At 72.1% G+C, this 22,906-nt stretch carries 14 protein-coding genes and 2 pseudogenes; 8 read left to right on the forward strand and 8 right to left on the reverse strand.

Translation table 11 applies throughout. The features are described 5' to 3' along the window. From AB0J08_RS37215 to AB0J08_RS37235, 5 genes and pseudogenes are all read left to right on the forward strand, one after another. Positions 1-1,534 (forward strand): non-reducing end alpha-L-arabinofuranosidase family hydrolase (locus tag AB0J08_RS37215; protein WP_360643127.1); only part of this gene is annotated, 1,534 nt, incomplete at its 5' end. A gap of 250 nt (positions 1,535-1,784) precedes the next feature. After that, the gene (locus tag AB0J08_RS37220) at positions 1,785-4,814 is read left to right on the forward strand and encodes a glycoside hydrolase family 2 TIM barrel-domain containing protein (RefSeq protein ID WP_360643130.1); all 3,030 of its coding nucleotides are present in this window, start codon (positions 1,785-1,787) and stop codon (positions 4,812-4,814) included. Positions 4,815-5,075: 261 nt separating this feature from the next. Further along, positions 5,076-5,996 carry an NADP-dependent oxidoreductase gene (locus AB0J08_RS37225; RefSeq protein ID WP_360643133.1) on the forward strand — a complete coding sequence of 307 codons (921 nt, stop codon included), beginning with the start codon at positions 5,076-5,078 and terminating at the stop codon, positions 5,994-5,996. A gap of 177 nt (positions 5,997-6,173) precedes the next feature. Continuing rightward, positions 6,174-6,722 (forward strand): annotated as a pseudogene (locus AB0J08_RS37230) (PAS domain-containing protein); the annotation flags it as partial. Next, positions 6,719-8,536: pseudogene (locus AB0J08_RS37235) on the forward strand (SpoIIE family protein phosphatase); the annotation flags it as partial. The pseudogenes AB0J08_RS37230 and AB0J08_RS37235, both read left to right, overlap by 4 nt. 102 nt (positions 8,537-8,638) lie before the next feature. Here the strand turns inward: AB0J08_RS37235 and AB0J08_RS37240 are convergent. Together AB0J08_RS37240 and xylB are read right to left on the reverse strand one after the other, a co-directional pair. Then, entirely contained in the window at positions 8,639-9,805 is a 1,167-nt protein-coding gene (locus AB0J08_RS37240) for an ROK family transcriptional regulator (protein ID WP_360643136.1), read from the reverse strand. 72 nt (positions 9,806-9,877) lie between these two features. Next, positions 9,878-11,308 carry a xylulokinase gene (gene xylB / locus AB0J08_RS37245; protein ID WP_360643139.1) on the reverse strand — a complete coding sequence of 477 codons (1,431 nt, stop codon included), beginning with the start codon at positions 11,306-11,308 and terminating at the stop codon, positions 9,878-9,880. A 94-nt stretch (positions 11,309-11,402) separates the two neighbouring features. On the opposite strand from xylB, the gene xylA reads away from it, so the two are divergent. Then, entirely contained in the window at positions 11,403-12,575 is a 1,173-nt protein-coding gene (xylA, locus tag AB0J08_RS37250; RefSeq protein ID WP_360643142.1) for a xylose isomerase, read from the forward strand. 221 nt (positions 12,576-12,796) lie between these two features. Here xylA and AB0J08_RS37255 read toward each other — a convergent pair whose 3' ends face one another. From AB0J08_RS37255 to AB0J08_RS37280, 6 genes are all read right to left on the reverse strand, one after another. After that, positions 12,797-14,155, reverse strand: a complete 1,359-nt coding sequence (locus tag AB0J08_RS37255) for a glycoside hydrolase family 43 protein (protein WP_360643145.1) — start codon at positions 14,153-14,155, stop codon at positions 12,797-12,799. A gap of 153 nt (positions 14,156-14,308) precedes the next feature. After that, complete coding sequence (gene yjfF, locus AB0J08_RS37260) at positions 14,309-15,280, reverse strand: galactofuranose ABC transporter, permease protein YjfF (RefSeq protein WP_360643148.1); 972 nt, start codon at positions 15,278-15,280, stop codon at positions 14,309-14,311. Next, on the reverse strand, positions 15,277-16,359 hold the full coding sequence (locus tag AB0J08_RS37265; RefSeq protein ID WP_360643151.1) for an ABC transporter permease: 1,083 nt from the start codon (positions 16,357-16,359) through the stop codon (positions 15,277-15,279). Before AB0J08_RS37265 ends, yjfF begins: the two co-directional genes overlap by 4 nt. Next, positions 16,356-17,879, reverse strand: coding sequence for a sugar ABC transporter ATP-binding protein (locus tag AB0J08_RS37270; protein ID WP_360643154.1), 1,524 nt, complete (start codon positions 17,877-17,879; stop codon positions 16,356-16,358). Before AB0J08_RS37270 ends, AB0J08_RS37265 begins: the two co-directional genes overlap by 4 nt. A gap of 67 nt (positions 17,880-17,946) precedes the next feature. Further along, positions 17,947-18,930, reverse strand: coding sequence for an ABC transporter substrate-binding protein (locus AB0J08_RS37275; RefSeq protein ID WP_360643157.1), 984 nt, complete (start codon positions 18,928-18,930; stop codon positions 17,947-17,949). Positions 18,931-19,493: 563 nt separating this feature from the next. Next, positions 19,494-20,525: a LacI family DNA-binding transcriptional regulator gene (locus tag AB0J08_RS37280; protein WP_360643161.1), complete on the reverse strand. Its 1,032-nt coding sequence runs from the start codon at positions 20,523-20,525 to the stop codon at positions 19,494-19,496. A gap of 684 nt (positions 20,526-21,209) precedes the next feature. Between AB0J08_RS37280 and AB0J08_RS37285 the strand changes: the two genes are divergently transcribed. Both AB0J08_RS37285 and AB0J08_RS37290 read left to right on the forward strand, forming a co-directional pair. Continuing rightward, positions 21,210-22,124: a glycoside hydrolase family 11 protein gene (locus AB0J08_RS37285; protein WP_360643167.1), complete on the forward strand. Its 915-nt coding sequence runs from the start codon at positions 21,210-21,212 to the stop codon at positions 22,122-22,124. 339 nt (positions 22,125-22,463) lie between these two features. Then, positions 22,464-22,906: endo-1,4-beta-xylanase (locus tag AB0J08_RS37290; RefSeq protein ID WP_360643164.1), on the forward strand; the 443-nt coding region annotated here is incomplete at its 3' end.

Below are 22,906 nucleotides of genomic sequence, written 5' to 3' on the forward strand. Positions count from 1 at the left end.
CACCGCGTACGCCGACGCCGTCAAGGCCTGCCTCGCCATCGCTCGCTGCACCGGCATCACGGTCTGGGGCATCCGCGACAGCGACTCCTGGCGCAAGGACGAGAGCCCGCTGCTGTTCGACAGCAACGGCAAGCCCAAGGCCGCCTACACCGCCGTCATGAACGCCCTCAAGTCCTCCTCCGGCACCACGGGCGGGAGCGGGAGCAGTACCGCGGAGATCAAGGGCGTCGGCTCCGGTCGCTGTATCGACATCAACGGCTTCACCACCGCCAACGGCACCCAGGCGCAGCTGTGGGACTGCAACGGACAGGCCAATCAGCGCTGGACCTACACCGCCGGCAAGCAGCTGACGGTCTACGGCAAGAAGTGTCTGGAAGCCAAGGCCAAGGGCACCGCCAACGGAACAGCGGTGGTCATCGGTGACTGCAACGGCGGCGCCGACCAGCAGTGGACCATCAACGCCGACGGCACGATCGCCGGTGTCCAGTCCGGGCGGTGCCTCGACGCCGTCGGCGCGGCCGGCACCAACGGCACCAAGATCCAGCTGTACTCCTGCTGGACCGCCGGCAACCAGAAGTGGACCGGCCTGACCGGGACGCCGGCCCCGACGACGCCCGCGCCGCCGGCCGGCACGTGCGCCCTTCCCTCGACGTACCGCTGGTCGTCGACGGGTGCGCTGGCGCAGCCGGCGAACGGTTGGGGTGCGCTGAAGGACTTCACCACCACGACGTACAACGGCAAGCACCTGGTCTACGGGTCGGACGTGTCGGGGTCCTCGTACGGCTCGATGGCGTTCGCGCCCTTCACCAACTGGTCGGACATGGCGTCGGCCCCTCAGATCGGGATGAACCAGGCCGCGGTGGCGCCCACCCTGTTCTACTTCGCGCCCAAGAACATCTGGGTGCTGGCCTACCAGTGGGGTGCCTGGCCCTTCATCTACCGCACCTCCAGCGACCCCACCAACCCCAACGGCTGGTCCGCGCCGCAGCCGCTGTTCACCGGCGGCATCCCCGGCGCCGCACCGATCGACCAGACCCTGATCGCCGACGACCAGAACATGTACCTGTTCTTCGCCGGTGACAACGGCAGCATCTACCGGGCGAGCATGCCGATCGGGAACTTCCCCGGCAACTTCGGCTCCTCCTACACCACGGTCATGAGCGACACCGTGAAGAACCTCTTCGAGGCCCCGCAGGTCTACAAGGTCCAGGGCCAGAACCAGTACCTCATGATCGTCGAGGCCCGGGGAGCGAACGAGCAGCGCTACTTCCGCTCGTTCACCGCCACCAGCCTGAACGGTACGTGGACCCCGCAGGCCACCACCGAGTCCAACCCCTTCGCCGGCAAGGCCAACAGCGGCGCCACCTGGACCAACGACATCAGCCACGGCGACCTCGTCCGCAACAACCCCGACCAGACCATGACCATCGACCCCTGCAACCTGCAGTTCCTCTACCAGGGCAAGTCCCCCACCGCGAGCGGCCCCTACGACCAACTGCCGTACCGGCCGGGCGTCCTCACCCTGCAGCACTGACCCGGTCCCCCCACCGACCGGTACGCACCACACCGGGGAACCCCAGCCGCACGCCGGCTGGGGTTCCCCTGTCGACGGCAACGCTCATCGCTGCCCGCGGAGGCCCGGCGCGGTCCTCGCCATCGAGCACCGGAGCGGGCCTCCCCGCGCGGAATCCGCGCCGCACACCCCGTGCGAGAGCGGTGCTTCCCGCAAGAGACCTTCGATAGTACGGTCGCGCGCATCACCCACGACCGCCGGAGGATTCCGCATGTCTGCACGCTATTTCGAGGACTACGCACCCGGCCGCGGCAGGGCCGTGCCGCGCGCGGCCCTGGACTCCGACGCGCCCAGGATCGACCTCAACGGGGACTGGGCGTTCCGTTTCTCGCCCGTACTGCGCCCGGAACCGGACGGATTCGAAGCCCCGGACTTCGACGACGGCTCCTGGGCCGCCCTTCGCGTCCCCTCGCACTGGCAGTTGCAGGGCTACGGCCGGCCCGTCTACGTCAACATCGCCTACCCGATACCGGTCGACCCGCCCTTCGTCCCGGACGAGAACGAGACCGGGGACTACCGCCGGATCTTCGACCTGACCGCCGACTGGGCGGGCACGCCGGCCGTGCTGCGCTTCGAGGGCGTGGACTCCTGCGCCCGGCTCTGGCTCAACGGCCGCGAGCTGGGCGTCACCTACGGCAGCCGGCTGCCGAGCGAGTTCGACGTGACCGGGCTGCTGCGGCCCGGGCGCAACGTGCTGGCGGTCCGGGTCCACCAGTTCTCCGCGGGCACGTACCTGGAGGACCAGGACACCTGGCGCCTGTCGGGCATCTTCCGCGACGTGTCCCTGCTGGCCCGCCCCGCGGGCGGCATCCGGGACGTCTTCGTGCACGCGGGCTACGACGCGGCCACCGGTGCGGGCCGGCTCCGGGTGGAGGCCGACGCCGACGCGCCGGTGCGGATCGACATCCCGGCCCTCGGCATCCACGACCGGCCCGCCGAGGGCGAGTTCGCCTTCGCGGCGGTACGGCCCTGGAGTGCGGAGGATCCGCAGCTCTACGAGGCGCACCTGTCCACCGGCAGCGAGCGGGTCCGGATCCGGATCGGGTTCCGCAGCGTGGCCGTCGACGAGGCCGGGGTGCTGCGGGTCAACGGCCGCCGGGTGGTCCTGCGCGGCGTGAACCGGCACGAGTTCGACCCCGATCACGGCCGTACGCTCTCCCTCGACACCATGCGCCGCGACGTGGAGTTGATGAAGCGGCACAACATCAACGCGGTGCGCACCGCGCACTACCCGCCGCACCCCGCGTTCCTCGACCTGTGCGACGAACTCGGCCTCTGGGTCATGGTCGAGTGCGACCTGGAGACCCACGGCTTCGAGTCCGTCGACCCGGAGCGCTGGCAGCGCAACCCCTCCGACGACCCCCGCTGGCACGACGCCTACCTGGACCGCATCGAGCGGACCGTGGAACGGGACAAGAACCACGCGAGCGTCATCCTGTGGTCGCTCGGCAACGAGGCCGGGGACGGCCGCAACCTCCGGGCCCTGTCCGAGTGGGTCCGGCGGCGCGACCCGTCCCGCCCGGTCCACTACGAGGGCGACCGGCTCGGCGAGTACACCGACGTCCACGCCGAGATGTACCGGCCGCCCGCCGCCGTCGCCCGGATCGGCCGGGGAGAGCTGCTGCCGGGCGAGGTCTCCTACCCGGCCCGCGCCGGCTCCGGCGACCCGGCGGACGACCCGCGCAACCGCAAGCCCTTCCTGCTCACCGAGTTCGCCCACGCCATGGGCAACGGGCCCGGAGGGCTCGCCGAGTACCTGCGGCTGTGCGACGAGCACCCCCGGGTCCAGGGCGGCTACGTCTGGGAGTGGATGGACCAGGCACTGCGCACCCGCGACGCCCGGGGGCGCGAGTTCTTCGGCTACGGCGGCGACTTCGGCGAGGACCTGCACGACGGCAACTTCAGCTGCGACGGCCTGGTCCTCCCCGACCGCACCCCCTCCCCCGGTCTCCTGGAGTACGCGAAGGTGATCGCCCCCGTCCGGATCGGCCCCGGCCCGGAGCCGGGCACCCTCGCGGTGGAGAACCGCTACGAGGTGCTGGACCTGTCCCATCTGCGGTTCACCTGGTCGCTGGCCCGCGAAGGGGTCGAGCTGGCCCACGGCGTGCTGCCCACACCGGAGCTGGCGGCCGGGGAACACGGCCGGCTGCCGCTGCCCCGGCTGGACCTCCCAACCGGGGACGACGGCGCGGGCGAGCTCTGGCTCACCGTCCAGGCGGAGCTGGCCAAGGCCGCCGACTGGGCCGCCGAAGGTCACGTGGTCGGCTGGGGACAGCTCCGGCTCTCCGCGCCGGAACGCCGCCGGCCGACCGGCCGTCCCGCCCCGGCCCGCAGCGAGGGCGCGCACATCCTGCTCGGGCCCGGCCGCTTCGACCGGACCACCGGAGCTCTGCTCGACCTCGGCGGACTCCCCCTCCACGGTCCCCGACTGAACCTGTGGCGGGCGCCCACCGACAACGACCTCGGCTGGCACCAGCGCGACGCCGCCTACTGGAAGGACCGCGGACTGGACCGACTGCGCTGCCGCACCGTCTCCGTCGCCCCCGGCGCCCACGACCTGACCGTCGTCGTCCGCAGCGCCGCCGCCGCAGGCGGCTCCGGCTACCTCACCACCTACCGCTGGGACAGCGACGGTGACAGCCTGCGCCTGCGGGTGCACGCCGAACCCGTCGGCCACTGGCCGGAGCGGGGCGACGACTTCCGCGACACCATGGTGGACCCGGCACTGCCGCCCGAGGAGTACCGGGAGCAGGTCCGCCGGAACGGCTCCCGCTCACTGGCCCGCATCGGACTCGACTGGGAGATCCCCACCGACCTGTCCCGGGTGGAGTGGTTCGGCACGGGCCCCGGGGAGGCCTACCCCGACTCGCGCCAGGCGGTTCGCGTCGGACGGTTCCGCGCGACCGTGGACGAGCTGCAGACCCCCTACGTGCGCCCCCAGGAGAACGGCAACCGTGCGGACACCCGCTGGACCGCCTTCACCGACGGAGCCGGGAACGGACTGCGCGTCGTGGGCGAGGAGCCGTTCCACTTCGCCGCGCGCCGCTGGACCGACCGACAGCTCGACGCCGCACGGCACCAGAGCGATCTCGTCCCGGGCCCGGTGATCCACCTCCACACCGACCACGCCGTCCAGGGCCTCGGCACCGCCGCCGTGGGACCGGGCGTCCTGCCTCGGTACCGGCTCGAACTCGCGCCGTCGGACTTCGCGTTCGTCCTGACTGCGCTGCGGCCGTCCTGACTCCCCCGCGGCGGAGCTGAGCCGTCCGGGCGACCCGCCGCACCGGAGTCGCCGGTGCGGCGGGTCGCTTCGCGCTCCGACGGCCGGCCCCCGCCCCGGCCCCGGCGCGTCGTCGACCACGAGGTCCGGGCCACGGAGGACGCTCGCTCCGACGGGTCGGCGCGGGTGCCGGGCGCCCGTCCCCGGCATAGCGTGGCCGAGGCGCCCGCCCACCCGGCGGCGGTGCGCGCGGCGACGGCATCGGCCCCTGGAGGTCCTTTCATGCGCGCGGTGACCTACGACTCGTACGCCCCGGACAACTCCCGGTTGCGCCACCACGAGGTGCCCGACCCCAAGGTGGGCCCCGGCCAGGTGCTGATCCAGGTCCGCGCGGCCTCCGTCAACCCGGTCGACTGGAAGGTCATGGCGGGTGGTCTGGACGGCATGATGGACGCGGTCTTCCCCGTGATCCCCGGCTGGGACGTGGCCGGTGTGGTCACCCGGACCGGCCCCGACACGCCCGAGTTCTCCCCCGGGGACGAGGTGATGGCCTACGCCCGCAAGGACGTGGTGCAGGGCGGCACCTTCGCCGAGTACGTCGCGATCGCCGCGCCCGCCGTGGCGCGCAAACCCGCCGCGCTCGACTGGGCGCAGGCGGCCGGGCTGCCGCTGGTCGGGCTGACCGCGCTGCGCTGCCTGGACCGGCTCGCGGTCGGCCCCGCCGACGTGCTCCTGGTGCACGGCGCGGCCGGTGGCGTGGGCAGTCTCGCGGTGCAGCTCGGCCGCGACCGCGGGGCCCGGGTGATCGGCACCGCCTCGGAGCGCAACCACGAGTTCGTCCGCGGGCTGGGCGCCGAGCCGGTGAGCTACGGGGACGGCCTGACCGAGCGGGTTCGGGCGCTGGCGCCCGGCGGCGTGTCGGCCGTCGCGGACTTCGTCGGCGGACAGCTGGAGACGACACTGGCCGTGCTCGCCGACAGCGGACGGCACGTCTCCATCACCGACCCGGCCGTGGCGCAGCACGGCGGCCACTGGATCTGGGTCCGCCCGGACGGCGCCAAGCTCGCCGAACTGGCGGCGGCGGTGGACCGGGGCGCGCTGACCGTGGAGGTCGCTCGGACCTTCCCGCTGGAGCGGACGGGCGAGGCCTTCGACGCCAGCCGCACCGGCCACACCCGCGGGAAGCTGGTCATCGTGCCGTGACGTCCGGTGCCCTCGCTGCCGGGAGCGCGTGCGGCGGGTGACGGACCTAGGCTGGAGAGCGGGCGCCGGAATCCCGTTCCGGCGTGCGCGGCTGCCCGGACGGAGGCGTGGCGCGTGGACGAGGCCGGCGAGCAGGACGCACCGACCGCCGTGGTCGTGGTCGACCCGGACGGCGTGGTGAGCGGCTGGAGCGAGGGCGGGCTGCTGTTGCTGGGCTGGACGGCGGAGCAGACCGTCGGTCGCCCGGTCACCGACCTGTTGGTCGACGCCCCGCCCGGGTTCCCCGGGAGCGACGGCGCCGGTCCCGGTCCCACGGCTCTCGTCGCCCTGCGCCACCGGAACGGTGCCACGGTGGACGCCGTGGTGACGGCCCACCCGCTGGGCGGCGCCGGCGGCCGGGTGCTGGGCCGGGCGCTGACCGTCCAGCGCTGGGACCGGCGCCCGGTGATCGCCGACCGGGCGTTCGAGCAGTGCCCCTTCGCGCTGGGGATCTACGACCCCGAGCTGCGGTTCCTGTGGATGAACACCGCCGCCTCCCGGGTGATTGCGCACTCGGAGGAGCAGGTGCTCGGTGAGAAGTACCGCGAGTTGTTCCCGGAACTGGACGACCTGGCCTACACCAACCAGCTCTCCGAGGTGGCCAGGACCGGCACGCCCGCCCGTCTCATCACGATCTTCCGCCCGCTCGGCAGCGACTACGCCAACGCCTGGGCCACCAGCATGTGGCCCGTCCGGGACGCCGGGGGAAAGGTCCGCGCGGTCGCCAACTGGGGCTTCGACATGAGCGCCGAGTACTGGGCCCGGCAGCGCCTGCTCATCCTCAACGAGGCCAGCACCGGCATCGGCCAGACCCTCGACGTGATCGGCACCGCCCGGGAACTCGCCAAGACCCCGGTGCCGGGCTTCGCCGACCTCGTCACCGTCGACCTCTTCAGCGAGGTGCTGCGCGGCGAGGAGCCGCCCTCCGCCGCCGCGCGCACCGCCGGCGGCACCATCACGCTCAGCCGCGCCGCCCACCACAGCGCGAAGGACGACCCGGACCGCTCTCCCGGACCGGTGACGCCGGTCGGCTACGCCCCCGGTGCCATCGCCGCCCGCTGCATGGCCGCCGGCAGGTCCCAGGTGCAGCTCGCCGCCGAACCCAGCCAGGGCGGCGAATGGGCCTTCGGCCCGGGGCTCGCCGCCGACCCCGCCCTCTGGCCTCCGGGCACCCCGCTGATCGACCACTCCATCGCCGCCCAGGGGCTGACCGGCCGGATCACCGTGCCGTTGCTGGCGCGCGGCGCCGTGCTCGGCGTCGTGGCGTTCGCCCGTCGCGACCGGCCCGAGGCCTTCACCGCCGACGACCTGATCCTCGCCGAGCAACTGGCCGCCAAGGCCGCCGTGGCCATCGACAACGCCCGCCGCTACTCGCACGAGCACCTGACCGCGCTGACCCTGCAGCGCAGCCTGCTGCCGCAGCGGCTGCCGCGCCAGGACGCGATCGAGGTGGCCCACGGCTACCTGCCCGCCGGGGCCGGTGCGGGGGTGGGCGGCGACTGGTTCGACGTCATCCCGCTGTCCGGCGCGCGCGTCGCGCTGGTCGTCGGCGACGTCGTCGGCCACAGCCTGCACGCCTCGGCCAGCATGGGCCGGCTGCGCACCGCGGTCCGCACCCTGGCCGACGTGGACCTGCCGCCGGACGAACTGCTCACCCATCTGGACGACCTGGTCCTCCACCTCCCCAGCGAAACCCGGCACGCCGACCACTTCGAGGCGACCGCCGAAGCCGGGGCCACCTGCCTGTACGCCGTCTACGACCCGGTCGCCCGCCGCTGCGCACTGGCGAGCGCGGGCCATCCGCTGCCGCTGGTCATCACGCCGGACGGCACCAGGACCCCGGTGTCCGTACAGCCCGGACCGCCGCTCGGCATCGGCGGTCTGCCGTTCGAGGCGACCGAGTTCGAACTCCCCGAGGCAGCCTGCTCGCCCTCTACACGGACGGCCTGGTGGAGAGCCGCGAGCGCGACGCCGAGCAGGGGATCGCCGAACTGCTCCGGGCCCTGAGCAAGCCGGCCACGTCGTTGGAGGCCCTCTGCGACGCGGCGATGGAGGCCCTGCTCCCCGACCACCGCACCGACGACGCCGCCCTGCTGCTCGCCCGTACCCGCGCGCTGGATCCCGAGCACGTCGCCGACTGGGCCATCGAGCCCGACGTCTCGCAGGTGCCGTACGCCCGGCAGTGTGCCGTCGGGCAGCTGGCCGCCTGGGGCCTGGAAGCGGAGGCGTTCGTCACCGAGCTGGTCGTCAGCGAGCTGGTCACCAACGCCATCAAGTACGGCGAGCCGCCGATCAGGCTGCGGCTGATCCGCGACACCGCGCTGATCTGCGAGATCTCCGACGCCAGCGACACCAGCCCGCACCTGCGCCGGGCCCGCATCTACGACGAGGGCGGCCGGGGCCTGATGCTCGTCGCCCAGCTCACCCAGGGCTGGGGCACCCGGCACGACACCCACGGCAAGACGATCTGGTGCGCGCAGACGATCGTCGGCTCGACGTAGCTGCCGACGTGACCGCCGGTCGTTTGCGGCACGGGTCCGGCGGCCGCCGGGCACGGCGTGATCGTGGTCGAGCACGACCGACCGCGCGGAACGGGCTCCGGGTCAGCCCGCGGGCAGCAGCGTGGGATCGGCCATGATCCGGCGGACCGTCGTCAGCGCCGCGCCCAGCAGCGGTCCGCGACGCCCCAGGGCGGACGGGCACAGGGCCTCCGGGGGCCAGGACCGTACGGTCACCCGGGCCGCCAGTTCGGCGCGTACGGACGGCAGCAGCCAGTCGGCGAGTTCGGCGTAGGCGCCGCCCAGGACGAGACCGTCCGGGTCGATGAGCTCCACGGCGGAGGTGAGGGCCAGCCCCAGGGCGCGCCCCGCACGTTCGAGGGCGCGCAGGGTCGGCGCATGCCCGGCGCCCGCCCGCTCGGCCAGCAACGCGACCGCGTCGCCGACCCGGGCCGGGTCGTGCTGCGCGAGACCGGCCTCGCGCAGCACGGCCGCCTCGCCCGCGTACTGCTCCAGGCAGCCGCGGGCGCCGCAGGCGCAGTCGGGGCCGTCCGGATGGACGGGTATGTGGCCGAGTTCTCCGGCGAAGCCGCGGGCCCCCCGGAACAACCGCCCGTCGATGACCAGGGCGGCGCCGATCCCGGTCTCGGCGGAGACGTGCACGAAGGTCTCCACGGCCTGCTCGGCGCTCCAGTACTCGGCCAGCGCCCCGAGGTTGGCCTCGTTCTCCGGCTCGGGCACGGTGTCCGGATCGGGCCAGTGGTCCGCGATGCGGACGGTGCGCCAGCCCAGGTTGGGCGCGCGCCCGACCAGTCCGCCCGGCTGGTTGGGCACCACCCCGGGCACGGCCAGGACCCGGCCCTCGACGCGCAGCCCGAGGGTGGCGGCCTCCGCCTGCGCCTCGGCGGCCAGCGCGGCGGCCTCCGCCAGTACCTGCCCGGCGGGCCGGCCGGCGTTCGCCCGTTCCACCCGGCGCCACACCCTTGGCTCGCCGCGCAGGTCCACGACGCATGCGCCGAGGTGGGTGACTCCGATCTCCAGGCCGAGGCCGGCGGGGCCCCGGTCGCTGACGGCCAGCGCCCGTCCGGGGCGCCCGACCCGTCCGCTGGCCGTGGCCGCCGCCTCGGTCAGCGCGCCGCGGCCGATCAGCTCGTCGACCAGGGAGGAGACGGCCGCCCTGGTCAGCCCGACGCGTCCGGCGACGTCCGCGCGGGAGAGCGGGCTGTGCGCGCGGACCGCGCCGAGGACCACCGCGAGGTTCTGCCGGCGCATGTCCTGCTGCGACGCCGGCCCGCCCGTAGCACCCCTGCTCGTCCTGTCGACCAGTGTCACGTGCCGCCCTTCCTACCGGTCCCCGGCCGGGACGCCCTGCAAGGCCCCGGCCCGACGCAGGGTATCGCCGATCCGCGTCAGCGCGTCGTCGTCCTTCCGCACGGGCTCCAGCACCCGGCCCTCGGCCGTCCGCCAGCGGCGCGCCACGGCGTCGGCGGCCTCGCCGGTGAGCAGCGCGGCGGCCTGGGCGGCGGCGCCCAGGGCGACCAGCTCCCGCGCCTCGGGTACCTGGACCGCCCGGCCGGAGAGCCGCAGGACGGTCCGCTGCCAGGCCTGCCCGCGGGCGCCGCCGCCGATCAGCAGCAGCGGTTCGTCATCCGCCGGGTCCGCGCCGCCCGCGCGCAGCACGCCGTCCAGGGCGGCGAGCAGAGCGTGGGTGGCGCCGTCGTAGGCGGCCTGGAGCAGCTGCCCCGGGGTGGTGTCGTGGCGCAGCCCGTGGACCAGACCGGACGCGCCCGGGAGGTCCGGTGTGCGCTCGCCGTCCAGGTAGGGCAGGACGACCGCGGTGCCGCCCTCCTCGACCTCGTCGCGGCCGCGCCCGAGCAGGACGGCGAAGCGGTCGACGGCGAGGGTGCAGTTGAGCGTGCAGGCGAGCGGCAGCCAGCCGCCGAGGGCGTCGGCGAAGCCCGCGACGGTGCCGCTCGGGTCGGCGGACCTGGTCCGGCCGACGGCGTAGACGGTTCCGGAGGTGCCGAGGCTGAGCACCGGCTGTCCGGGCCGCAGGCCGAGCCCGAGGGCCGCGGCCATGTTGTCGCCGGTGCCGGTGGCCACCGGCGCGCCCTCGCGCAGCGGCGTTCCGGGGCGGACGACGCCGGCCCGCGTGCCCGGTGGGAGGACCTGCGGCAGCAGCGCCGGGTCGAGGCCGATGCGGGCGAGGACGTCCTGGTCGTAGCCGTCCGGCCCCCACCAGCCGGTTCCCGACGCGTCGCCGCGGTCGGTGACCGCCTCCCCGGTCAGCCGCTCGGTCAGGAAGTCGTGCGGCAGACGGACGGAGGCGACCCGGTCGGCGGCGGCGGGCTCGTTGGCGCGCAGCCAGGCCCACTTGGCGGCGGTGAAGGCGGCGGTCGGGACGCTCCCGGTGCGGCGGGCGAGCTCCGCGGCGCCGATCGCGGTCTTCAACCCGGTGGCCTGGGGCGCGGACCGGACGTCGTTCCAGAGCAGCGCCGGGCGGACCGGCGCTCCGGCCGCGTCGAGGGTGACCAGGCCGTGCTGCTGTCCGGCGATCGAGACGGCGGCCGCGCGGCCCGCCCAGCCGGTTTGCGCCGCGGCCTCCCCGAGCGCCTCCCACCACTGCTCGGGGTCGCTCTCTCGGCCGCCACCCGCGCTGACGGTGTGCGGGGCGCGGCCCTGGCCCAGAACGGCGCCGGTGTCGATGTCGACGGCGAGGGCCTTGGTGGACTGCGTCGAGCTGTCGACGCCGATCACGACACGCTGCTCAGCCATGCGTTCCTCCGTTGGGGTTCCTTCTTGCGTTCCGGCATACTAATTTGTTGAGAGCCCTGACAAATACCCCTCCGCACCGATCCGGAGCCGCTCCATGTCCAGCGACCCGCTCGTCCCCACCCCCGCGCACAAGTTCACCTTCGGCCTGTGGACCGTCGGCTGGCAGGGGCGCGACCCCTTCGGCGACGCGACCCGCCCCGCCCTCGACCCGGTCGAGAGCGTGCAGCGACTGGCCGAGCTCGGCGCCTACGGCGTCACCTTCCACGACGACGACCTGATCCCGTTCGGCACGAGCGACGCCGGACGCGAGCAGGCGGTCAAGCGTTTCCGCACCGCGCTGGACACCGCCGGGCTGAAGGTCCCGATGGCGACCACCAACCTGTTCACCCACCCGGTCTTCAAGGACGGCGCCTTCACCGCCAACGACCGCGACGTGCGGCGCTACGCGCTGCGCAAGACGATCCGCAACATCGACCTGGCCGCGGAGCTCGGCGCCTCGGTCTACGTCGCCTGGGGCGGGCGCGAGGGCGCCGAGTCCGGCGCGGCCAAGGACGTGCGCACGGCGCTCGACCGGCTGAAGGAGGCCTTCGACCTGCTGGGCGAGTACGTCGAGCAGCAGGGCTACGACCTGCGCTTCGCGATCGAGCCCAAGCCCAACGAGCCGCGCGGCGACATCCTGCTGCCCACCGTCGGCCACGCCCTGGCGTTCATCAACGCACTGGAGCGGCCCGAGCGGGTCGGCGTCAACCCGGAGGTCGGCCACGAGCAGATGGCCGGCCTGAACTTCCCGCACGGCATCGCCCAGGCGCTGTGGCACGGCAAGCTGTTCCACATCGACCTGAACGGCCAGTCCGGCATCAAGTACGACCAGGACCTGCGCTTCGGCGCGGGAGACCTGCGGCAGGCCTTCTGGCTGGTCGACCTGCTGGAGTCGGCCGGCTACGACGGCCCCCGGCACTTCGACTTCAAGCCCCCGCGCACCGAGGACTTCGACGGTGTCTGGGCCTCGGCGGCCGGCTGCATGCGCAACTACCTGCTGCTGGCGGAGCGTTCCCGCGCCTTCCGGGCCGACCCGGCGGTGCAGGCCGCGCTCGCCGCCTCCCGGCTGCCCGAACTCGCCGTCCCCACGGCCGAGGACGGCCTGACCGGGCTGCTGGCGGACCGCTCCGCCTTCGAGGAGTTCGACGTCGACGCCGCCGCCGGCCGCGGCATGGCCTTCGAGCAGCTGGACCAGCTGGCCCTGGAACACCTGCTCGGCGCTCGCTGAACCGGCACCGGCCCCCGGCCGGGTCGTGCGGGTAGCACGACCCGGCCCGCTCCGTCACGGCCGAGCGCTTCGACGCCTCCGCCGCGGTCCGTCCCTCCCGTACGCCGGACACCGCGCCGCGATGCGGAGACGGACGAGCGGAGGCCCGCTACAGGTGACTTCCCTGTAGCGGGCCTCCGCTCTTCCCCGCCGCCGTGGACTCCGGCGGCGTCCTCCGCGGCTCAGGCGGCCCAGGGGGTGACGGGCAGGAAGGAGCTGTCGGCGCGGAATGTGTCGGTGTCCTGGTACCCGTCGACGCGCAGCTCGTAGTCGTAGTGGCGGAGGTACCGGCCCGGGTAGTTGTAGGACTCCAACGCGACCGATCCGGCGGCCGAGCCGGGGCGGGCGCAGTAGGTGGCGTCGCCGCGGAAGACGGCGGTGCCGTCGTTGCCGTCGAGGCGCGGCTTGAAGTCCCAGTGCCGCAGGTAACGTCCGTCGGCGGCGCGGAGGGAGTAGCAGTTGGCGTCGGCGAGGCCCGGGACGACCGTGAAGGTGGCGTCCTGCTTGACGGTCGCGGTGCTGCTCGCGTCCACCGGGTCGAGGTAGCCGAGGCCGGCTCGGGAACTGGCGTACCGTGCCTGGTAGTTCGCCGACCGGAGGGAGAGCTTGGTGTTGACCGGCAGGGACGCTCCTCCGCTGACCGTCTCCTTGAGCACGGTGAAGTGCCGGGCGAAGCCGCTGAGTCCGGGCAGCTCGGTGGGCGTGGTCCAGGTGGCCAGGCCGTCGTAGCTGTCGCTGTAGTAGTACTTGTGCGCGCTGTAGCCGTCGTAGTAGATCCGCCAGCCGCCGTTGTCCAGCTGGACCAGCGCCGGCCCCTCCACCCAGTTGCCCCAACCGGCCCAGTTGCCGGTACCCCTGAAGGTGTAGGGGCCGGTCAGGCTGCTCGCGGTGGAGTGCTCGATGTACTTGGTCGTCTCGTTCTTGCTGAACGCGTGGTAGGTGGAACCGACCTTGACCACGAAGGTATCGATGTAGTTCGGCCCGATCCCGGCCAGTACGGCGGGTGGACTCCACTCGGTGAGAGCCGCGTTGGTGGCGGTGAGCTTGTACGGTTTGAAGTCGCCGCCGGTGGTGGAGACCGAGACGATCACGTTCACCGTGCCGTCGGTGTCGACGAACCACTCCGGCGCCCAGGTGGACTTCACATCGCTCAACGGCAGGGTCTGGTTGCCGAGGAAGGTCCAGTTCACCCGGTCGGTGCTGGTGGCGAAGCCGATGGTGTTGCCGTCCCAGTTGGTGGTGTACGTGACGTAGTACCGGCCGTCGGTGTGCCGGATGATGCTGGGGTCACGGATCAGCCCGCTGGGCGGTGTGTACGCGGAGGCCTTGAGCTGCCGGTAGCCGGTGGCGTCGGGCGACTCGTAGACGTACATGTTGGATTCGCTGCTGTTGGTGAACGCGGTCATGGTGTACCGGGTCGCGGTGCCGGCCGGGGGTGCGGCGGCGTGGGCGGGCGCGACTCCGAGCAGTCCGGCGGTCAGGGCGCCGGCCGCGAGCAGGCCGGTCGCGGCCCGGCGGGCCCGATCGAGGAAACGGGACATCGTCGTCCTCTCTTCACACGGTCAGCCCGGCCGTGCGAGCCGGCCGGGCTGGGGGCGGAGGGTGGGGGTGGGGGTCATTGCCGACGCTCAGGATCTGCGCGTCGACACACCCGGCACGGCCGGGGCGGGCCGTGCCGGGGTGGCGGTGGTGTCCTAGCGACGCCGGGCGGTGATCAGGCGCTGCAGGACGATGAAGACGAACAGCAGCCCGCCGATCACGATCCTGGTCCACCACGAGCTGAGCGTGCCCTGGAAGCTGATGACGGTCTGGATCAGGCCCAGCACCAGCACACCCAGCAGGGTGCCCAGCAGGTAGCCGGAGCCACCGGTGAGCAGGGTGCCGCCGATCACCACGGCGGCGATCGCGTCCAGCTCCAGGCCGACCGCGTGCAGGCCGTAGCCGGAGAGCATGTAGAAGGTGAGCAGCACACCACCGAGCGCCGAGCAGAAGCCGCTGATCGCGTACACGGTGGTCTTGGTCCGCCCCACCGGCAGGCCCATCAGCAGCGCGGACTGCTCGCTGCCGCCGATCGCGTACACGTTCCGCCCGAGCCGGGTGTAGTGCAGCACGACGAACCCGGCCGCCAGCACCAGCAGGGCGATGAGCACGCTCGGCGAGACGAAGAGGTCACCGAGCGGGATCCGGGTCTGCGCCATCGCGGTGTACGACGGGTCCGTGATGGAGATCGACTCGATGCTGATCGTGTAGCACAGCCCCCGGGCCAGGAACATGCCCGCCAGGGTCACGATGAACGGCTGGATCTCGAAGGTGTGGATCACCCACCCCATCACCCAGCCGGCGGCCGTGCCCATCAGCAGCACCAGCGGGATGACCAGCAGCGGCGGCCAGCCGTGCCGCTCCACCAGCCAGGCGGAGACCATGGTGGACAGCGCCACCACCGCTCCGACCGACAGGTCGATGCCGCCGGTCAGCACGACGAAGGTCATCCCGACCGCGACCACGAGCAGGAAGGCGTTGTCGATCAGCAGGTTGAGCAGCACCTGCCCGGAGAAGAACCCGTCGTACTGCACCGAGCCGACGGTGAACATCGACACCAGCAGGACGGAGGTGACCAGCAGCGGGAGCTGCCCGCGGACTCTGGTCAGCAGGGCGTTGGCGTTCACGCGCCGACCTCCCGGTTGGTGGTGGTGGCAGGACTCGGCCGGGCACCGCTCCGGCGCTCGGCGCCGCGCCGGGCGAGCTTGGCACGGAAGTTCGGCGACTGGATCAGGCAGACCGTGATGACCACGAAGGCCTTGAAGACCAGCGTGGTCTCCGGCGGGATGCCGATGGTGTAGACGGTGGTGGAGAGGGTCTGGATGATCAGCGCGCCGAGGACCGTGCCGCCGATCGAGAACCGGCCGCCGTTGAGCGAGGTCCCGCCGACGACGACCGCGAGGATGGCGTCGAGTTCGATCCACAGGCCGGCGTTGTTGCCGTCCGCCGCCGAGACGTTGGAGGAGACCATCAGTCCGGCGACCGCCGCGCACAGCGCACTGAACACGTACACCAGGGCGACCAGGCGCATCGCCCGGATACCGACCAGCCGGCTGGCCACCGGATTGCCGCCGACCGACTCCAGCAGCAGGCCGAGCGCGGTGGAGCGGGTGAGCAGCGCGGTGAGCAGCGCGACCACTGCGCTGAGCAGGATCGCGAACGGCATCGCCAGCCAGTAGCCGCCGCCGATCAGCTTGTACGGCTCGCTGGTGATCGTGATGATCTGGCCGTCGGTGATCAGCTGGGCGACGCCGCGTCCGGCGACCATCAGGATCAGGGTGGCGATGATCGGCTGCACCCCGACCCGGGCCACCAGGATCCCGTTCGCGAGGCCCAGCAGCACCGCCGTGCCGAGCGCGATGCCGACCGCGCCGAGCACCGTGCCGAGACTCGCCGGGTCGGCGGCCTCGCTGATGTGCAGGCAGGCCAGCGCGCCGGCGATGGCGACGGTGGAGCCGACCGAGAGGTCGATCCCACCGGTGGCGATCACCAGGGTCATCCCGAGCGACACCAGGATCAGCGGAGCGCCGAAGTGCAGGATGTCGATCGTACTGCCGTACAGGTGGCCGCCCTTGAGGTGGAGGGCGAAGAAGTCCGAGGTGAAGGCGAGGTTGGCGAGCAGCAGCACGGCCAGCACCGCGGCCGGCCAGAACAGCCGGTACCGGGTCACCGCCCTGACTCCCGGGGTGGTGGGCGCCGTGGTCATTGTTCCGCTCCGCTCGCGATGGTGGCCAGGACGCGCTCCGGGGTGAGCTCGCCGTCGTTGGGCAGTTGGGCGACCATCCGGCGGTCGCGCAGCACGCCGACGCGGTGGCTGAGCCGCAGCACCTCCTCCAGTTCGGCGGAGATGAACAGCACCGCCATGCCCTTCTCGGCGAGGTCCGCGACCAGCTTCTGGATCTCGGCCTTGGCACCGATGTCGATGCCGCGGGTGGGCTCGTCCAGGATCAGCAGCCTGGGGTCGGTGATCAGCCAGCGGGCCAGCAGCACCTTCTGCTGGTTTCCGCCGCTGAGGTTGCGCACCAGCGCCTCCGGGTTGCCCGGGCGGATGTCCAGGGCGCGGATCCAGCGCAGCGTCAACTCGTCCTGCGTGGTGCGCGACAACGGGCGGAGCCAGCCCCGGGCCGCCTGCAGCGCCAGCACGATGTTCTCCCGGACGGTCAACTCGCCGACCAGGCCCTCGGTCTTGCGGTTCTCCGAGCAGAACGCGATGCCGTGGGCGATCGCGTCGCGCGGGCTGCGCAGGTCCGTCTCGGTGCCGTTGATCTGCACGGTGCCGCGGTCCTTGTGGTCTGCGCCGAACAGCAGCCGGGCGGCCTCGGTCCGGCCGGATCCCAACAGGCCTGCCAGGCCCACCACTTCACCGGGGCGAATGGAGAGGTCGTACGGTTCGACGGCGCCCCGCCGGCCCAGGCCGTCGGCCTGCAGGAACGCCTGCTCGGTGGCCGGCGCGGAACGCTCGCGCCGCTTGCCTCCGGCCAGTTGGTCGAGCCCGGCGAGTTCGGAGCCGATCATGCGGGAGATCAGCTCGACCTGGTTGAGCTCACTGGTCAGGTACTCGCCCTCGAGCCGGCCGTTGCGCAGCACGGTCATCCGGTCGCAGATCTCGTAGATCTGGTCGAGGAAGTGTGAGACGAACAGGATGGCGACCCCCTGGTCGCGCAACCGCCGTATCACGGTGAAGAGTTGGCCGACCTCGTCGCGGTCCAGGCTGGAGGTCGGCTCGTCCAGGATCAGCACCTTGGCCGAGACGTCCACCGCGCGGACGATGGCGACCAGCTGCTGGACGGCGATGGAGTAGCTGTCCAGCGGCGCGTCGACGTCGATGTCCAGCTCCAGCGTGCGGACCAACTCGGCGGCCCGACGGCGCATTTGGGCCCAGTCGATCAGTCCGAGGCGGCGCGGCTCGCGGCCGATGAAGATGTTCTCCGCGACCGACAGGTTCGGGCAGAGGTTCACCTCCTGGTAGACGGTGCTGATGCCCGCCTGCTGGGCCTGGAGCGGACCGGTGATCCGCACCTGCTGCCCGGCCAGCACCACCTCGCCGCCGTCCGCCGGGTGCACCCCGGTCAGCACCTTGATCAGCGTGGACTTGCCGGCGCCGTTCTCCCCCATCAGGGCGTGCACCTCGCCGGGGAAGAGCCGGAAGTCGACCCCGTCCAGCGCCACCACCCCGGGGAACTCCTTGCGGATCCCCCGCACTTCCAGGACCGGTTGCTGACGCACGCCGGTTCTCCTCTCCTCATGCGACCCGGCCCGCCCGGGGAGCTACTCCCCGGGCGGGCCGGTCCGTTCAGTACTGGCGGGTCGGCAGTGCGGCAGCGGCCTGGTCCTGGGTGAAGACACCCTCTTCCGTCTTGATCCGCTTCGGCACCTGCTCGCCGGCCTTGACCTTCTTCACCAGGTCCATCAGCTGGTCACCGAGGAGCGGGTTGCACTCCACATCGACGTTGATCTTGCCCTGGCTCATCGCGGTGAAGGCGTCCTTGACCCCGTCCACCGAGATGATCTTGATGTCGGTGCCCGGCTTCTTGCCGGCCTCCTCGATCGCCTGGATCGCACCCAGCGCCATGTCGTCGTTGTGCGCGTACAGCACGTCGATCTTCGGCTGGGCCTTCAGGAAGGCCTGCATGACCTCCTTGCCCTTGGCCCGGGTGAAGTCACCGGTCTGCGACGCCGCCACCTTGAACTTCGCGTCCGCCTTGATCACGTCGCCGAAGCCCGCCTTGCGGTCGTTGGCGGGCGCCGAACCCGTGGTGCCCTGCAGCTCGACGATGTTCACCTCGTCGGACTTGCCCTGGTACTCCTTCACCAGCCACTCGCCGGCCTTCTTGCCCTCCTCGACGAAGTCCGAGCCGAGGAAGGAGACGTAGAGCGAGTCGTCCTTGGAGTCCACCGCACGGTCGGTGAGGATCACCGGGATCTTGGCGTCCTTCGCCTCCTTCAGCACGGTGTCCCAACCCGACTCCACCACCGGCGAGAAGGCGATCACGTCCACCTTCTGCTGGATGAACGAGCGGATCGCCTTGATCTGGTTCTCCTGCTTCTGCTGCGCGTCGGAGAACTTCAGCTCGATGCCCGCCTTCTTGGCGGAATCCTGGACCGACTTGGTGTTCGCGGTACGCCAACCGCTCTCCGCGCCGACCTGCGAGAAACCCACGACGAGCTTGTGGCCGGCACCCTTGCCGGTCGAGTCTCCACCGCCGCCGGAACCGCACGCGGTGAGGACGGTGACCATCGCACCGGCGACCAGGGCCGCCGCAGCTCTCTTGGACATGGTGGGACTTCCTCTCGGAGATCATCGATCGCGCGAACGGCACCAACCACGTGAACGCGAGGTATCGGCGCCGTTTCGCTCGGGACGATTGTTAACGCTAACAATTGGCCCCGGCAAGGCCCTCGCGCCTCGTTACTCAATCTTGACCAGTCCACCGGCGGCAGCCCGAAGTGCCGTCAGCTCGGCGGTGATCCAGGTCGGTTGGCCCCCGACGGGCGGCAATCCCGGCCGCGCAGGGCCGGAACGACGGAGTCCGCCCCGACCCGCCGGAGAGCCCGGCAGGACATCGTCCTCGCTCGAACGACCGGGAGCCGACCCCGCCCGTACGGACTCCCGCCGCACGCCGCCGAAACACGCACTCCTCACAGACCTCCGCCGTCAGACCGGCGGACACCCCTCGACCCGACGCCGCCCGAACGAGCGCACGCCGACGGCCGCCGGGGCAGGGTCAGGCACGGCGGGCAGGGTCAGCCACGGCGGGCAGGGTCAGGCACGGCGGGCAGGGTCAGGCATGGCGAGCGGAGTCAGGCACGCCGAGCAGAATCAGCCACCGGCGAGCGGGGTCAGCCACGGCGAGCGGGGCCGGCGCTGCGGCGCAGGACCATCTCCGGCGAGATCTGGACGTCGTCGCGGGTGTGGGAGACGCCGGCGAGTTCCTGGAGGAGGAGTTCGAGGGCGCGGCGGCCGAGTTCGCCGAAGTCCTGGCGGACGGTGGTGAGCGGCGGGGCGAAGTACGCCGCCTCGGGGATGTCGTCGAAGCCGATCACGCTGATCTCGCCCGGGACGGCGCGGCCCGCCTCGTGCAGGGCGCGGAGCAGGCCGAGGGCCATGTGGTCGTTGGCACAGAAGACGGCCGTGACCTCCGGGTCGTGCGCGATCCGGCGGCCCGCCTGGTACCCGGAGCGGGCGCTCCAGTCGCCGCTGCCGACCGGCGGCACCCTGACACCGGCGTCCTCCAGGGCCTGCCGCCAGCCGTCATGGCGGTCGCGGCTCTCCATCCAGCCGGCCGGCCCCGCGAGGTGGTGCACGGTGCGGTGGCCGAGGTCGAGCAGGTGGCGGGTGGCGGCCTCGGCGCCGGCCCGGTTGTCGAACGACACCATCGGCATCCGGGACCGGCTGCCGGCGCCGACCGCGACCACCGGTACCGAACTGGACACCCTGGAGAGGGCACCGACCGCAGAGATCTGCGGGGCGATCACCACGATGCCCTCCACGCCCTGGTCGCGCAGCCGGTCCACGGCCTCCTGGACGGAGCGGCTGTCCAGGGAGCGCAGACTCGCGACGCTGACGAAGTAGTCGGCGGTGCGGGCCGCACGCTCGATGCCGTCGAGCATCGAGGCGGGCCCGTACAGGGTGGAGTCGAAACTGACCACACCCAGGGTCTGCGAGCGGCGGGTGACCAGGGCACGGGCGGCCGAGTTCGGCCGGTAGTCGAGTTCGCGGATCGCGGCAAGTACCCTCTCCCGGGTACCGGACCGCACGTGCGGGGCGCCGTTGAGCACCCGGGACACCGTCTGATGGGAGACACCGGCCAGCTTCGCGACGTCCGCCATCACCGGCTGTCGCACCTCCGTACCGACCGCTTCAACTCCCACGCACAGCCCCCTCTGGTGCCCCGGTCCGATCATCCGCCTCCTCGTGGAGCGGCGGCGCCACTGTCTCATGCCCACCCGTCCAGCGAATATGTTAGCGATCACAACCGGCGCGGGAGGGGGCCACGAACCGCCTCGGGCCGGGTGGCCAGGGCAGGCGGGGGCAGGGCGGGGCAGGTGGAGGCAGGGCAGGGCAGTCCGCAGCTCTCGCCCGCGATGGACTCACCGAAACTTTCGAACGGATCCTGCCCTGATGTGTGGCCTGCGGCGCGGAGTGATGGCGGGGAACTCGGCGAAATGCTGGGCAAGTTCACCGGGGTCTCCCCGGCTGTTGGGTGATTGGCGGCGTCTCGACGAACGGAGACGGGAGCGACACTTTCGGTGTTTCTGTCGAAAGTGTTGACAGCTTGTCGGGAACAGGCCAACACTGTCGCCGTCGATATGTCCGCACGGGCCTTGGATCCGGGCCTCCTTCGCCAACCGGCGTCGGGCGCGGCGATGTTGATGGCAAGTCGGTTCTGTGCACCGCTGCGCGACGCCGTCCGGCCCGGCCCACCCCTCCGCGGCCATCGGTGGGCGCAGGGGTGCCACCCCACCCCCCACACACCGACAGGACGGATCACCGTCGTGAACTCCTCTCACCCCAAGAGCCGCAGGACCAAAGGCGCCTGGCGGATCGCCCGCAGGATGCGCGTGCTCGCGCCGGCCCTCGCGGCCGTCCTGATCCTCCCCGGCACCGCCGAGGCCGCGACCGTCACCACGACCCAGACCGGCACCGACGGCGGACACTTCTTCTCGTTCTGGACCGAGGGCACCGGCGCGGCCTCGATGTCCCTGAACGGCGGCGGCAACTACAGCACCTCCTGGAGCAATGCCGGCAACTTCGTCGCCGGCAAGGGCTGGAGCACCGGCTCGCGCAACCCGGTGACCTACTCGGGCACCTGGAGCACCAACGGCAACGCCTACCTGGCGCTCTACGGCTGGAGCACCAACCCGCTCATCGAGTACTACGTCGTCGAGAACTACGGTTCGTACCGGCCGACCGGCACGTACAAGGGCACCGTCACCAGTGACGGCGGCACGTACGACATCTACCAGACGACGCGCTACAACGCCCCCTCGATCGAGGGCATCAAGACGTTCAACCAGTACTGGAGCGTTCGTCAGACCAGGCGTACCGGCGGAACCATCACCGTCGCGAACCACTTCGACGCGTGGGCCAGGGCCGGCATGAACCTCGGCACCATGAACTACGAGATCATGGCCACCGAGGGCTACCGGAGCAGCGGCAGCTCCAACATCACGCTCGGCTCCTCCACCGGCGGCGGCACCGGCGGCACCTGCACGGCGACGCTCTCCGCCGGCGCCTCGTGGAGCGACCGCTACAACCTGAACGTCGCGGTCACCGGCTCCGACGCGTGGAAGGTGACCGTGAAGGTCCCCTCCCCGGAGAAGGTCAGCTCGACCTGGAACACCAGTGCGTCCTACCCCGACGCCCAGACCCTCGTCGCCACCCCCAACGGGTCGGGCAACAACTGGGGCATGACCATCACGAAGAACGGCAGCACCACCTGGCCGACCGTCTCCTGCAGCGCGAGCTGACGGGCCCGCCGCGCCGCGAGGCACTGACACCGCCCACCGCCTGGTGAGGACCCACCCCGACAACGTCGGGCGGGGCGGGTGCCCGCGGTGAATTGTTAGCGCTCACAGCACCCGGCAGCCAGGCCGATCCCCCTTCGGCCGGACCCCGGGAGGCTGTCAGCGGCGCGTCGACCGACCGCACGGCTCTCGGGCGGGACCAGGCTCCGCTCCGAACGCACACCACCCTCCTGCTCGGCAGGAAGGGTCCGGCCGAGTGCGCCCTCGCACTGGCGTCAGGACGAGACGCCGGTCCCCGAGCGGCACGCAGGCATCCCCCACCCACAAGGAGACCGATCCCTCATGTCATGGCTCAATCAGAAACCCCGTCTCCGCAAGGCCCTGACGGCGGCCGCGTGCCTGGCCGTCAGCTCGGTCGCGGCCGTCACCGCCAGCCCCGCGGCCCACGCCGCCGGGGCGACCACGCTGGGTGCGGCAGCGGCCGACAGCGGCCGCTACTTCGGCGCGGCGGTGCCCGCGAGCAAGCTCGGTGACTCGACGTACTCCACCATTCTCGACCGGGAATTCACCATGGTCACCCCGGAGAACGAGATGAAGTGGGACGCCGTCGAACCGTCCCGCGGCAACTTCAACTTCGGTGCCGCCGACCGGATCGTCAACCACGCCTCCGCGCACGGCCAGCGGATGCGGGGCCACACCCTGGTCTGGCACTCCCAACTGCCCGACTGGGTCAAGAACACCCGCGACGCCAACACCCTGCGCTCGGTGATGAACAACCACATCAC

Source organism: Kitasatospora sp. NPDC050463 (genome assembly GCF_040655255.1).
Lineage (GTDB): Bacteria > Actinomycetota > Actinomycetes > Streptomycetales > Streptomycetaceae > Kitasatospora.